11 protein-coding genes are annotated in these 14,871 nt (G+C 45.9%); all 11 read right to left on the reverse strand.

Features of this window, described 5'->3' with window-relative positions; genetic code table 11:
• Positions 1-239: 239 nt before the first annotated feature.
• Positions 240-776: a hypothetical protein gene (locus DSM107010_RS21845; protein ID WP_106167881.1), complete on the reverse strand. Its 537-nt coding sequence runs from the start codon at positions 774-776 to the stop codon at positions 240-242.
• A gap of 93 nt (positions 777-869) precedes the next feature.
• On the reverse strand, positions 870-1,379 hold the full coding sequence (locus DSM107010_RS21850) for a MarR family winged helix-turn-helix transcriptional regulator (RefSeq protein WP_015153191.1): 510 nt from the start codon (positions 1,377-1,379) through the stop codon (positions 870-872).
• Positions 1,380-1,465: 86 nt separating this feature from the next.
• On the reverse strand, positions 1,466-5,080 hold the full coding sequence (locus DSM107010_RS21855) for an nSTAND1 domain-containing NTPase (protein ID WP_127023928.1): 3,615 nt from the start codon (positions 5,078-5,080) through the stop codon (positions 1,466-1,468).
• Between the two features lie 91 nt (positions 5,081-5,171).
• Positions 5,172-5,681: a hypothetical protein gene (locus DSM107010_RS21860; protein WP_127023931.1), complete on the reverse strand. Its 510-nt coding sequence runs from the start codon at positions 5,679-5,681 to the stop codon at positions 5,172-5,174.
• 178 nt (positions 5,682-5,859) lie between these two features.
• Positions 5,860-8,310 (reverse strand): alpha-amylase family glycosyl hydrolase, encoded by a 2,451-nt coding sequence (locus tag DSM107010_RS21865; RefSeq protein ID WP_127023934.1) that lies wholly within the window; start codon positions 8,308-8,310, stop codon positions 5,860-5,862.
• A 22-nt stretch (positions 8,311-8,332) separates the two neighbouring features.
• Positions 8,333-9,334 carry an aldo/keto reductase gene (locus tag DSM107010_RS21870; RefSeq protein ID WP_106170438.1) on the reverse strand — a complete coding sequence of 334 codons (1,002 nt, stop codon included), beginning with the start codon at positions 9,332-9,334 and terminating at the stop codon, positions 8,333-8,335.
• A 53-nt stretch (positions 9,335-9,387) separates the two neighbouring features.
• Positions 9,388-10,266, reverse strand: coding sequence for an alpha/beta fold hydrolase (locus tag DSM107010_RS21875; RefSeq protein ID WP_106170436.1), 879 nt, complete (start codon positions 10,264-10,266; stop codon positions 9,388-9,390).
• A 75-nt stretch (positions 10,267-10,341) separates the two neighbouring features.
• On the reverse strand, positions 10,342-10,662 hold the full coding sequence (locus DSM107010_RS21880; protein ID WP_127023937.1) for a hypothetical protein: 321 nt from the start codon (positions 10,660-10,662) through the stop codon (positions 10,342-10,344).
• Between the two features lie 3 nt (positions 10,663-10,665).
• Complete coding sequence (locus DSM107010_RS21885; RefSeq protein WP_106167709.1) at positions 10,666-11,688, reverse strand: alpha/beta fold hydrolase; 1,023 nt, start codon at positions 11,686-11,688, stop codon at positions 10,666-10,668.
• Positions 11,689-11,690: 2 nt separating this feature from the next.
• A complete protein-coding gene (locus DSM107010_RS21890; protein WP_106167710.1) occupies positions 11,691-13,268 on the reverse strand; it encodes a GMC family oxidoreductase in 1,578 nt (525 codons plus the stop codon).
• A gap of 43 nt (positions 13,269-13,311) precedes the next feature.
• On the reverse strand, positions 13,312-14,859 hold the full coding sequence (locus tag DSM107010_RS21895) for a GMC family oxidoreductase (RefSeq protein WP_106167708.1): 1,548 nt from the start codon (positions 14,857-14,859) through the stop codon (positions 13,312-13,314).
• Between the last annotated feature and the right edge of the window lie 12 nt (positions 14,860-14,871).

The following is a 14,871-nucleotide window of genomic DNA, read 5'->3' on the forward strand; positions in this document are numbered from 1 at the left end:
TGCAAAATAATGCAATTGGCAGCAAAGTAAGATGTCTTATTCAAAGCATTATGACAGATGAGGATGCGCTTGATTTACGCTTCAAACCAAATTTCAAATAGTTCTTTTGATGGTCTTAAATTGCTTTTAAATCCTCTGGGGCAATCGCAAAAGCGAAAGTTGTAAAGTGAGTGCCAAAAGTCAAAATACTTGATGGCGGATCGAGGTCGCATGAATATCTTACTCTAACTCATTCAACTTTAACTCGAAGCAACGGAGCGATCTTGTTGCCGATTCTCGATCTTTCTTCTTCCCCAAGGTTTAATTACGGAAATAGCAACGATCGCTAAAATACAGCCAGTCTGTATGGCAGCACCTATTAACACTGCTTTTTGGTCAAATACATAAAGAGGGTTTTGCCATGCTTGAATTCGCTCTGTTTGAGCAATAACAGTCATTGCATTTGTCCAGGGACCAAGCCAGATAGTACCCGTGACAATTAGGGTTACAGTCATCACCCATTTGACTATGACCCAGTAGTGTTTGAAAAACCCCCAAATTGTCAGCCAGCAAAGCAATCCACCTGTGATTAGCGACAGGACAGCCGCAGGGATAATGACAAAATCATCTAGCAGTTTCAGAACTGAGTTAATTGCATAAAGTTCATCGCCATTGATGGTGTTGCGGTTATGTAATGCGATCGCAACCATACATAAAGCCGTGCCAAACCACATACTGCCTACAGCAACGTGGACGGATAGCAGCCAGTTTTTTTGCTTGACGCTCAGTTTTTTCATATATTTAGTACTCCATTACTAGGATATTAGCTGCCGTATAATTAGGCGGCTAACTATATACTACAGCACGATCGCGAATCGGTTCAGTTTCAGTTACGGTTCGCGCATCGCAGCACTACCAGAGCGCAGTTTACCGAGTAACTCGATCAATGTCTTTTTTTCTGCTGTCGTCAACTGAGACATCATGCTTGTCGTGCGGCAAAAATGCTCTGGAAGCAGATTTGAAATGAGTTCTCGTCCCTTGTCAGTCAGATGGATCGTTAGCATTCGGCGATCGCCGGGATAGGGTTGGCGCTGCACTAATTTTTCCCGTTCTAATCCATCTAACAGTCCGGTAATAGTTGCACGAGTGACACCCGCACGTTCGGCAAAACCCGAAGGTGTAAGTCCCTGTTCCCCAGCCACAAACAATTGCATTAGTAGGGTAAACTTGCCCACAGACAAGCCGTGGCGGGCAAAATGAGTTTCCAGGGCAGTATAAACTTCAGCAGTAGTATCGAGAAAAGCTAAACAGGTTTCGACTGAAGCAATATCAACTTCTGGAAATTGTTGAGCCAGCTGTTCTATAGTCTGGCGGTTGGGGATACTGCGGGAGGAAACCATAGGGAAGTCGGAAATTAGAAGTCAAAAGTCAAAAGTCAAAACCAAGAACAACTAACCATCGATCGCTACAAATGACCAATGACCAATTACAACTTAATTTGACAGGTTTTGCTGGCTATCTTGGCTGTTTCTGTGGCATGTGTGGTAATAACGGAATGCGCTTGTAGTTTGTTGCAAGCTGTTTTCAACCAAGTTGAGAAACTGCCACCTTGCCATAATTGTACTGTTTTGTCCCAACTCCCGCTGACAATATGCTGCCCATCGGGGCTAATTGCAATTGAGGTGACAGAAGCTTCATGCTTTTGCATCGGTTGACCGATCGCATTGCCTTGCAAATCCCACAGTCTTACCGTGCGATCTCGACTACCACTAACGATATATTCTCCATCTGGGCTGAAAGCAACGGATGTAACGAGACTACCATGCCCTAAAAAAGGTTGACCGATCGCGTTGCCTTGGCGATCCCACAATCGTACCGTGCGATCGCGGCTACCGCTAACGACATATTTTCCATCTGGGCTAAAAGCTACTGAGTGGACTTCATCTGGATGTCTACGCCAGGGTTGACCGATAGGATTGCCCTTTAGATCCCACACGCGAATTGTTTTGTCGTTCCCACCACTAATCATTTGTTGTCCATCAGGACTGATAGCCACTGAGAATACGCCACCTTCATGTCCTTGGAAAGGACGCGCGATCGCATTACCTTGTTTATCCCATAATCGAATTGTACCGTCTGCACTACCACTGATTATATGTTGTCCATCAGTACTGATAGCCACTGAGTGTACAGCATCTTCATGTCCTTGAAAGGGATGAGCGATCGCATTACCTTGTTTATTCCACAATCGTACCGTGCGATCGTCGCTACCACTGGCAATATATTGTCCGTCTGGACTAATAGCAATTGAGTTGACAGCACCTTGATGACCTCGTAGCTGAGTCAGAGGATTTCCAGATTTATCCCACAACTGAATTGTCTTGTCAGCACTACTACTTGCAACGTACTGCCCATCGGGACTAATGGCTACAGCCAAAACTGTATCTTGGTGTCCTGTCAGAGTGGAATCGGTTTCAAAATCGGCTCGATTCCAGAGGCGAACTGTACTATCTTCGCTACTACTAACAATTGTCTCTCCATCAGGACTAAAGCCAACTGAGTAAAGATAATATTCATGTCCAATCAGTGGTTGACCGATTTGATGTCCTTTTAAATCCCACAACCGCAGCGTTTTATCATCGCTGCCACTTAAGATATACTTTCCATCGGGGCTAAAAGTGACTGCACGGACAAAATCTTCGTGTCCGGTGAAGGGTTGAGCGATCGCATTGCCTCTGAGATCCCACAAGCGAATTGTATTATCGGCACTACCACTGGCAATCGCTTTTCCATCGGGACTGAAGGCAACTGCAAACACCTGGTCTTGATGACCCCGAAAAGGCTGACTGCGTGGATTTCCTTGTTTGTCCCACAGCCGAATCGTGTTGTCAGTACCACCGCTAGCAATGTATTGTCCGTCTGGACTGAAGGCGACTGACCAAACTTCTCCTTGATGTCCCTGGAAGGGTTGACCGATGAGGTTGCCCTGTAAATCCCATAACCCGATCGTGCTATCATCACCCCCACTAGCGATGTACTGTCCATTAGGGCTAAAAGCGACTGACAGCACCTTACCCCGATGACCTCGGAAGGGCTGACCGATAAGATTACCCTGTTTATCCCATAACCTCACTGTGTTGTCACCACCGCCACTGACTATATATTGCCCGTCTGGACTGAAAGCGACTGAATGAACAAAACCTTTATGACCCCGAAAGGGTTGACCGATGGGATTACCCTGTTTATCCCACAACCGCACCGTCCCGTCATCGCTAGCACTGACAATATACTGACCATCGGGGCTAAAAGCAGCTACCCAAACAGCACCCTGATGTCCTCTGAGGGCGTTGCGTTCTGTAGGTACGGCGATCGCATCCCGTAAACTAGAACGTACTTGGGGTAAAGTCTGTGCGAATCGATCGCCAAATCGGTCTATACTTTCACCAGTGAGGGCGATCGCACTCGTGACTCCTGCTACTGGGTTAATGTTTAGTAAGTTGGTAGCTTGATTTGCCCGTTCGCGCAAGCTTAAAATTGTTTTCTGTCGTTCGGCTTGTTGCCACTGTATCCCCGCTAAGAGGGATAGCCCAGCAAAAACTACAGATGCGCCTGAAACTGCTATTAGTAGACGTTTTCTACGTGCTTCTGCTTCCCAAAGACGGCGATCGCGTTCTGCTATGCTGGCATCGATAAATTGATTTTCTAACTCAGTTAACCCACCCAGGCGATCGAATTCTTGCTTCTGTCGCAGTTCTTCTACCCGTTGCAACTTAGAACCATTCCAGAGTTCATCTGAGGGTGTACCTGCATCTTGCCAGCGTTGGGCATCTTCTGACAATCGATTGCGAATGGCGATCGCTTCTTTACTATCTTCGATCCATTCTTTCAGAGTTGACCAAGAGTTAATTAAAATTTCGTGAGCAATTTCTACAGTCGATTGTTCTTGACGATTGCTAACTAATAAGTTGCTATCAATTAATCGATCTAAAATATTTTGAACTAATTGGTTATCAAATTCGGTCAGATGAGCGCGACGACTGATAGCTTTTCCTACTATATTGAATTCTTTTTCTGTTGCAGTTAAATCGATTAATCTGAGAAAAATTTGTTTTGCTGCCAGTTGTTCTTGTGGTTGTAAATGCTGATAAATGCGATCGACATGAGTTTGTAATGCGCCGCGCACGCCGCCCAGTTCTCGATAAGTTTTAATATTTAAAGTGCGGTCTGAAATATCTTCATTTTGCCAAAGTAAATCTAAAGTATATTGTAATAAAGGTAAAGAACCAGCTTGTCCTTGGATATCTCGAATAATTTTTTCTACTAATCCGGCTTCAAAAATAATACCATGATGAGCAGCAGGTTGTTCGATCGCCAGTCTCAACTCATCTGGGTGCATATCGGTGACGAGATGAATATTCTGCTGTGCAATTTTACCTAAGTTTGGGTAGGGACTAAAACGATCTAAAAAATCTGCCCGCATTGCTAAGATAATTTTGACAGATTGGCGATTCGATTTTGCAATAGCAACTAAATTATCAATAAATTTTTTACGTTGTTCTAAATCTTGACATAATGTGAAAGTCTCTTCAAATTGGTCGATAAATATGAGCCATTGCGAATCTTTCTCTTTCAAGGCGTGAATACCTTGATTGAGAGGTAATTTAAAATTATCAAAAGCAGTTTCTACTTCGGATTGTCTATAGCCTTTGCTAATTAAACTAATCCGAAAAGACTCAAAAGGATTTCTGTCAGGAGTAAATGTGAAATCGCGAAATTTAGCACCTAATTTTTCAGCAAGTTGAGGGAGAATTCCAGCTCGAACTAAGGATGACTTGCCGCTACCAGATGCACCCAAGAGTAGGATCAAATTACTTTGACTGATGACTTCAATTAAATTGGCAATCAGGCGATCGCGACCAAAGAAAAGATCTTTATGATTAAATTCAAACTTTCTCAGTCCTCGATAAGGTGATGTTGGATTGAGGGGACGAGTTTGAATTGCAGAAGCAGTGACGTGGAGGATTTGGTTAATCGTAAAAACATTTCCATTGCCTAATGCAATATCACCAAAACTTTGTACTTGTTGTTGACTATTTAGCATTTTTTGTCATGTGAGTGGCTGGTGGTTAGTGGAACCAGTGGCTGGATTCTTTTCTAGTCACCAGTCACTAGTCACAAGTCACTGATAACCGTTAAACTATCATGGCGATGATATTCGCAATAGCCAAGGCAGGATCGGCAAATTCTGCTACTTTTTTACAACAATTTTCTAAAGCGCTTCCTGCTTGAGTCAGTAAATTTTTATCTGGTTTGGGCTTAGTAATTTCTTCTTCTACAACTGAAATCGTTGCCTCAGCATTTTTCTTTTCTAATACATTCAGCTTCTCAGTTTGAGCAATTCCTTGTTTAAGCGTTTGCAATAAGTCTAAAGCTTCTTGAATTTCTTGTTTAACAAATTCACCTTTGTTTGTACTACGGGTTAAGTTTACCGAACCTTCAGCAGAAATCTGATTGGCATCAAAAGTATTGCCACTACCAAGGGTAACGTTACCAAAAGATTGAGATTGTTGGTTTCTACTTGAAGGTGTTACACCTGCTGGAGAATTTAAAGCTGTAGCTAGTTGAGATTGCAGGGCAATTTTTTCTTCTGGAGTAAAGGTTTTAATGATATCTAGAACATCTTCAACTGTGTATTTTGGCATGATAAAGTAAGTCAAAAGTCAAAAGTTAAAAGTTAAAAAATTAGACGTGGATAGCAGATGAATTTTGTGGTTCAACAAAAAGTTCTATGACTCTCCTATTTAAGAAGGGATGAAAAGATCTAAATCGATCCTAACGAAAAATCTTATTGCCCCCCTTTTGAAGGGGGGTTGGGGGGATCTAAATTCGCTGCAAAACAACAAATCCATTTGCCGGAATGACAACATGAATCCACCCATTGCTAGAACCAATAGATCCGCCTAAATTACCGACACTATTTCCCCCATAAGGTTCGGCATCGCTATTAAAAACTTCGCGCCAAGAACCATTGCCAAGACGAGAAGATTCGATCGCATATCCCGATCCAAAGGGATTATTATTCAGACTGGCAACAATTAAAAATTCTTGGGAGTTGTCCCAGCGTCTAAATGCAATAACTCGGTTAGCATTGTGGACGTGGATGATGTCAATGTTGTGCGATCGCAATCCTGAATTGTTGAGTCGCAATCGAATGATATCCTGATAAAATCGAAACAATCGCTGTCCGTTGGTTTGCCGTTCGCCGAGTAAATCTTCGCGGTTGTTCATGAAATCGCGGTATCTGTAGGCTTTTTGCGCCCCAATTTCTTCACCCATGAGAAACATCGGCGTACCTGCACTCAACATTGTCACGCCACAAGCAAAGTGACAGCGTGCCTCAGCAAAGCGCCGCGTGTCGCCAATTAAAGGTGCAGAGTTCACCGCTGCTACAATCGTGCGCCGAGATTCAACGCGATGACCACCTTCGTCGTAATATGAGTTACCCGCTTCGTCGTGGGATTCGTGGTAGACAACTTTGTGACTGCCAGATGCTGCTAACGCGCCTGCAAAATAATCCATTGCTAGTGGATCGTTGTTACCATAGCCAGCCGTGGGAATTAATTTGGCATATTCTCTTCCAGCGCTGGCATCGCCGACTAAATTATGGTAAAAACTGGAATACCAAGCCGCATCAAACCCCAAACCACCATTTTCAGTTGACTCGGTGACTCGATCCCAATCAGAATGATCCTCCGCCATCAACATCACATCTGGGCGGATCAGCTTCAACGTCCGACACCATTCTCGCAGGAATTTAGCCCCAAAAACATTAACGTTTCCTAACGGTCTACCATCGGCATGTAGTACGTTATATGAGTGCATCGAAGTTGTTTGATCGACGCGGAAACCGTCAACGTGAAACTCTTCTAATAGAGTCGCGGCACTGCTGATAAACATCTTCCGTACCATCTCTTCATGAAAGCGGGGAGAGAAACCAGTAGACATGTTGTCTACATATCCGCCTTCTGGGAAATGCCTGCCGTCCGAGTAGAAATAGTTGCTGGAGTTGCCCTCGTACCAGTAATAGATGTTTTGTTCGGGAACGTCCGAATCGTAAGCCCATTGGGCGCGTCCGGCATCTGGAGAGTAGTGGTTATAGACCACATCCATAATTACAGCAATACCGTTACGATGGCACTCGCGAACGAAATGCTTCAATTGGTCGCGACCACCCGCGCTGTATTCTAAAGCAAAGTAGTGGGATGTTTCGTAACCCCAATTTTGCTCGTCTCTAAATTCAGACATGGGCAGTAATTCAACCGCATTGACACCCAAATCAACTAAGTAGGGCAGCAGTTGTATAGCATCGGCAAAATTACCAGGTCGATTCGTACCGTATCCCAACGCACCAACATGCAGTTCGTAGATAACGAGATCTTCAACGCGACGGGGAAGGGGACGATTAGGATTAAATTCGTTTTGCCAAAACTCTGCTTCAGAGGTAAATTCTTGTGAAGATGACGTAATGCTATCTCCAGGTTGCATCAAAACGCGATCGGGATCGACAACCACCGAACAACTCACCGAACCATCGAGTTCGCGGTAATCGCCAGTATAAGCTGCGCCGTTGGGATTGATATTTCCTTGCCCTATCTGACAGCGGGAATATAAATCTGTTTTGTATTCTACTCTGCCACTCTGTTTCGTAATCCGATACATATAGGGCAGATGGTCGAAATTAGAAAAATTAGCCAGGGCGGAATTAGCAATATTTGTTAGCCAAATGCCGTTATTTTGTCGAGACAAAGCCAGAGTACTGCGAGAGGAGTCGATACCAGAACCGTCATCACCTATGTAACCGCTAGTGCCACCAAAAACTACTTCCACATTCTGAGCGTTAGGCGACCAAACGGCAAATTGAATCGCTGGTTGGGGAGCATCGTTATAGTATTTTTGCGCTCCCAGAAGACGGGAATGGGTGAGGTAATAGCTTTCTGGTTGCGGTTTACCGCTGTCAGGTTGTAGTGTAAAACTGCGGTAGCGATCGCTCGAATTACTATCGTTAATCTCAGTGGCAATGCCCCACCGATCTGCGCCTGCTGAACTATCTAAAATTACACCCCAACGAAATAACCAACCAACTTGCGAATCATCTAACTCAACTGTTGTTGTAAAGCAGGGACAACCATCTTCACCAATAGCCTGTTGCATGGGGATAGTCGTCCACTGCTCCGAATAACGTCCGTTGCCGTCCCAGTTACCAGTTAAGCGGACGTTGGCAAAAATCTCTCTTCTTAATCCCGTGCAATATGTAAATTGAATGGTAGGCATAGCAAAACTCTTGTTAACGTCTTTATGTTTTTCTTTCGCTGTCGAGCATAGCCATCTGTCCGGCATCGTAGCGATCGCCCGCCACCGCAGTTGTTGGGACTGCCTTTTCGATTCGAGCGAGATCTGCCACAGACAGCTCTATTTCCAACGCACCCAGCGCCTCAGCAAGGCGATCGCGCCGACGCGCCCCAACTAGGGGAATAATGTCCGATCCTTGTGCTAAAACCCAGGCGATCGCGACTTGAGCCACTGTCGCCCCTTTCTCGTGGGCGATCGCCCGTAACGCCTCGACGAGGGCAAGGTTGCAATCTAAGTTTGCGCCCGTAAAGCGGGGCAGGTGGGCGCGGAAATCGCGGGCTGTTGCCGATCGCTCTTTCGACCAGTGACCGCTCAAAAGACCGCGCGACAGGACTCCATAGGCAGTAATTGCGATGCCGAGTTCGCGAGCTGTCGGCAGAATCTCAGTTTCAATGCCGCGACTGAGGAGCGAATATTCAATTTGCAGCCAGCTAATCGGGTGAACGGCTTGGGCGCGGCGCAGGGTTTCGGCTCCTGCTTCTGAAAGCCCGATATGGCGCACGTAGCCCGCTTTAAGCATTTCGGCGATCGCGCCGACTGTCTCTTCAATCGGTACTGTATGGTCTATCCGCGCTGGTTGGTAAAGATCGATGTAGTCAGTTCCCAGCCGTTTGAGCGTGTAGGCGAGGAAGTTTTTCACGGCGGCGGGACGGCAATCAACACCAATAAAACCACCGTTAGGCGATCGCATCGCCCCGAATTTGACAGCGATAAAGACATCTTCACGCCTGCGACCTTTCAGGGCTTCGCGCAAAAGCATCTCATTATGACCCGATCCGTAGAAGTCTCCTGTATCCAATAACGTAATTCCAGCTGCAATCGCATCGTGTATGGTTGCGATACTTTCAGCTTGGTCAGCGGGACCGTAGAAGTCTGACATCCCCATCAGCCCTAGACCGAGAGCAGAGACATTGGAACCGTTGTTGCCGAGAGTGCGTGTCTGCATAATTTTGTGTCAAAAAGCAATAATAGAAGGACACAATATCACAAGCATTTCGTTCAATCCATTGGATGCTTCTGGAGAAAAGCCAGGGCAGCTTGTCCAACTTCTACAGGATTCATGCTTTGCATCCCGTGAGTTGCATTCATGATGCCGCACCGTTCGGCTTGCGGCAGCCAGTCCATCAGAAACTGCTGCGTTTCGCGAAAACCAGGCATCGCCGCTTCACTGTCCAATCCCATCGCCGCTAAGATTGGCATAGTTGGTTTTTTCTCGACTAGCCGATCTGCCTCTGACATTCTGAATCCCCAATTGGAAATTGCCGGGAAATCAATTGTGAAAGCGATATTGGCATCAACAGCAACTCTGTCCCACACATCAATTGGATTTGTCATATCGACAGCACTCAAAAAACTGTGTCCGCAGACATCCACCATGTAGCGCTGAGCCGCACCCAGGCGATCGCCAGCTTTAAACAGATCCATCGCTCGGTTAAAGGCATTCACGTTTGCTTCAACTGCCTCTGGAGCTTCTCTCGGCAAGTATGGTTCGAGCAGGATGGCAGAATGTACCATCTCAGGATAGGAAAGCATGAATTGAAAGCCAATCACACCACCAAAGGAAAAAGCTAGAATATGTGTTTTTTCAATCCCTAAATGCTCCAGCAATTGTTTAGCGTGTTCTGCGCCTTCTTCAATACTCAAACTATCTTTTTCTAGCGTGCTGCCGTTATAGCCAGCTCTGTAGTAGCTAATAAACTGGTATTTTTCAAACAACTGGGGATAAAATTGCAGTGGCGTAATCAGGCTGTCAGCAATATTCGTGCCGTGAATGCAAAGTACGGGTTCGCCACTTCCCACCAGCGCATATCTGAGTTCGGCGTTTTTGACTTTTGCCCGCTGGTTATGCTCGATTGACCAATCGCGACCGATATACATTTATTGTCTCCTACGAAGATACTAAATTGCTTGTAAAAGGAATGCAGATGGTAATTGGTAGTTGGTAGTTGGTAATTACGCAACGTGTAACTGTCTCTTGCTCTTGTTCCCCCCTTTCTCAAGGGGAGCCACTTGCGTGGGCGGGTTTCCCGACTTGAGCAAAGTGGCGTGGGTTAGGAGGGATCTCTTCGTGAGTGGTGTAGTTTGTCGATCCCCCAACCCCCTTAAAAAGGGGGCTAAGAAAAAAGTCGCACGCGAGGTTAATTGGTAATGGGTAGTTGGTAGTTGGTAGTTGTCCCCCTGCTCCCTTGTCCCCCTTGTCCCCCTTGTCCCCCTTGTCCCCCTTGTCCCCCTCAGCTCCCTCAGCTCCCTCAGCTCTCTTCTCCCTGCTCCCATTTCCTATGCTGTTAGCACTTGCCGCAGCACATCATCCATTGCCTGTCTGTCTTGCTCGGTTAGGGAGAATGTGGTCAAGTGTCCGCCGATGCTGTTAACTTCCCAGTATTTAGCGTTGGGAATCCTTTCAGCGTCACGCTGGCATTCTTCCGGCGGAAACATGCGATCGCCAGTGAAAGCAACTACAAACATCTGTGCTTTAATGCGGCTGAGTGCGGCGGACAAGTCACCACCAGCACTGGGGTCTGCGGCGCGGGTCTTGCGCGATTGATTAATCAAATTGTTAGGGTCTTGGGGCAGCATAAAGGCTTCCCAGAAACGAGAAACGAAGTCATCCATAGAAGCAAAGCCGATCGCCCGCCAGACTTCTTCGCCTTCACGGTAGAATCCCAGAGGTGGTAATGTCAGCGCCATGACGTGTGCTTGACGGCGCAATCCAGCTTGTACGGCTTGAGGATCGGTGTAAAAGCCGTTGTTCCAAGCTGGATCGGCTAAGATCGGTTCCTCAATTGCCGTGCGCAACCACAAAAGAGTCCACGGAGAAGGCTTGGGAGCGCCTGCGATCGAAGCCGCACGCTTGACCATGTGGGGAAAGCGAACCGCCCACTCATAAGTTTGCAACGCACCGACAGACCAGCCCAGGACTAAATACAGTTCGTCGATGCCGAATTTTTCAGTGACGAGCCGATGTTGAGCGATAACATCATCTGCAATGTGAGTTTGCGGGAAGGCTCCGCGATCGAATGGTGCAGCTGTGTTGCTGGGCGAGGAAGAGACACCGTTGCCTAACAACCCAGGTAAGATGATAAAGTATTTGCGCGGGTCGAGCGGGCGATCTTCGCCAATATAGATTTCTAGAGCTTCTGGCGCTCCGCCTAAAAAATGTGGAAACAAAATCGCATTGTCTTTGGCTGCGTTCAATTTACCGTGGGTTTTATACGCTAGTTTGGCGTTAGAAAGGATGAATCCAGTTGATAGTTGGAAGTCACCTAAATCGAAAATTTCTGTTTGTGATTGTTCTGGCATATTTACCTCTGTTGTTTAATAAAATCTGCGACTCTTTCGCCGATCGCGACGATTGTTGTATGGGGGTTGGATGAGGGGATGGCAGGCATGACGGAAGCATCTGCGACGCGCAATCCTTCCACGCCGTAAACTTTGAGTTGCGTGTCTACAACTGCCATGCGATCGACACCCATTTTGCAAGATCCTACGTAGTGGTAGTAGGAACCGACATTGTTAATTACCCAATCTCTAAGTGCTGCTTCAGTGTTGACTTCTGGACCTGGATTGATTTCTGTCAAACCTAACTTAGTAAAGGCTTGAGTTTGATAAATCTGACGTGCTATTTTTACCATCTCGACCATGCGATCGATGTCTGATGTTTCTGCGCCATAATTGGCGTTAATCAGCGGATTAGCCATCGGATCGCTACTTGCCAAACGCACCCAGCCACGCGATAGCGGACGCACTAAACCAGGTAGTGCCAAAATGATTCTCGGATCGACTAACTGGCTGACTGGCGCAATTGGTTGATTTGTTTGCAGGCGTTGAATAACGTTACCGAAAAATGATTCGCCAAATGGAGCGCGATGCACCAAACAAATTTCTAAGTCGGGAACCAGCATCGACGGTTCAGATTTCCAAAATAAGGCAACTTCGGTCATGTTGCCTTTGGGATCGGCTCCTGGTGCGGACATCATGCCCATAGGACCGATAATCAGCGGATGATCGTGAAAATTTTCTCCTACACCTGGTAAATCGACTACTGTAGGTATGTTGAATTGTTGCAGTTGTTCGGGATTGCCAATGCCTGAAAGCAGCAATAATTTTGGCGATTGAATTGCACCCGCACAAACAATCACTTCGCGATCGGCTCTGGCAGTCTTTAAAACTCCGTCCTGTTGATATTCAACTCCTACACAACGATTGTTTTCTATTAATAGTTTTGTTGCTTGGGAATTGCTACTTAAAGTAACGTTAGAACGAGCTAAAGCTGGTTCTAAATAGGCAGTTCTGACTCCAGCACGTTTACCATTTTTAATATCGACGTGATGCCAACCAACACCAAAATCCTCGGCATTAAAATCTTTGACGTAAGGATATCCTAGTTCTACACAGGCATCGATAAAAGTTTGTGAAGCTGGATTGCCTTCGTATTTGGCATCAATGATATTAATTGGACCACCTTTACCCGCAGTAGGGTTGGTGTCGTCTTCCTGATTTTCGAGTTTTTGAAAATAAGGCAGCACGTCTTTGAAAGACCAGCCAGCACAACCATTGTAAGCCCAATCATCAAAATCGGCGGCTTTACCTCTGGTATGAATCATGTGATAAATATTGGAAGTTCCGCCGATCAGTTTGCCAGCCGCAGAATAGATTTGTCTGTTAGCTAATCCAGGCTGGGGAACGCTCATGTAAGCCCAATCGATTTCGGTCAATAACAATTCATTCCAACGATAGGGAACGTCAATAGCTTCCCAATTTTGAGTTCCGCCAGCTTCCAAAATTAAGACTTTAGCATCAGCAAGTTCGCTCAAACGATAGGCAACGGTTGCACCTGCTGCGCCCGAACCGACAATAATATAATCAAAAGTTTCTGTCACGATCGCCCCCCATTCATTAATTTTTGTTTTTAGTTTTGCTAAACTACCGAGTGGCAATAATTAAATCGGCTGCTTTTTCACCAATAGCGATGGTAGGAGCATTCGTATTCCCGCTCGTAATTGTGGGCATAATCGAAGCATCGGCAACTCGCAGTCCTTCTACTCCATAAACTTGCAGTCGAGAATTAACAACGGCATCGCGATCGCTTCCCATTTTGCAAGTCCCAACTGGATGCCAGACAGTAGAAGCAACTTGTCGAATATAGGTGCTTAATTCTGCTTTGCTGGTGACAGAAATTCCTGGGGCTAATTCTTCACCGCGAAATTCATCAAAAGCGCGAGTATTCACTAATTCTCTCGATAATTCAATTCCTCGAATTAACACATCGAGATCGGTTTCAGATTGCAAGTAATTAGGACGCAAAACAGCTAAATCTTGAGGATTGTTAGATCTTAAAGAAACAGTTCCTCGACTTTGTGGCTGAACTAAAATTGGTGCAAAAGTAAAGCCAGGACCATCAACTCGATACTGAGGTTCTAAAAATTGTACGGGTCCAAAAAAGAATTGCAAATCGGGTGAGTTTGTACTGCGATCGATGTCGCTGCTGGTATAAGTAAATAAACCTGCTTCGGAAAGCAGATTAGGTACGGGTTGTTCTTGCTTGCAGCTATAGCCAACTCCAAATAGCAAATGATCTTGCAGATTTTTGCCAACTCCAGGTAAGTCAACTACAAGGGGAATACTATGAGCTTGCAAATGTTCGGCGGCTCCAATACCGGAAAGCATTAATAATTTCGGAGATTCAAATGCACCACAACTAAGAATTACTTCCGCTTCGGCTTTAACTTGGTGAATTTTGCCGTCTTGCAGATATTCCAAGCCAATAACTCGCTGTTTAGCAAATAAAAGTCGGGTGACTTGCGCGTTAACTTCTACTGCAAAATTGGGATGTCCGAGAATTGGTCTGAGAAAAGCAACAGCCGTACTGCAACGCCGATCATCTTGCGTGCGAGTCGATTGATAGAAAAATGCGCCATTTTCCTGTTGTGCGCCGTTGCAGTCCCAGTCATTACCCCTATAACCCAATTCCATCGCTGCTGACACGAAAGCCTGGGATACAGGTGCGGGATTGCGATAGTTAATGACGTGTAAAGGTCCGCCTACACCTCGATATTCCGAGGCTCCACCTTCATAATCTTCCGATTTTTTGAAATAGGGTAAGATTTCTTGGTAACTCCAACCTTCGTTACCTAAATATTTCCAGCGATCGTAATCGCGACGATTGCCTCGAATGTACATCATGGCATTGATTGAAGTTCCGCCGCCCAAAACTTTGCCTTGGGCGATGGAGATTTGGCGATCGCCTAAACCTGGTTCTGGTTCGGTTGAGTAACCCCAATCTGCATTAGAACCCCACAGAGAAGTCATCGACTGCATATCTGTGTTGTGGATAGCGGGGTTGCTATCTGGACTGCCTGCTTCTAGTAACAGAACGCTACAACCCAGATTTTTCATCAGTCGGTAGGCAATGACACAACCAGCCGCGCCAGCACCTACAATAATGTAATCAAATGTACGTTCAAAATTCATTGACTAGTCCAC

Source organism: Chroococcidiopsis cubana SAG 39.79, assembly GCF_003991895.1.
In the GTDB taxonomy this organism is placed as follows: domain Bacteria; phylum Cyanobacteriota; class Cyanobacteriia; order Cyanobacteriales; family Chroococcidiopsidaceae; genus Chroococcidiopsis; species Chroococcidiopsis thermalis.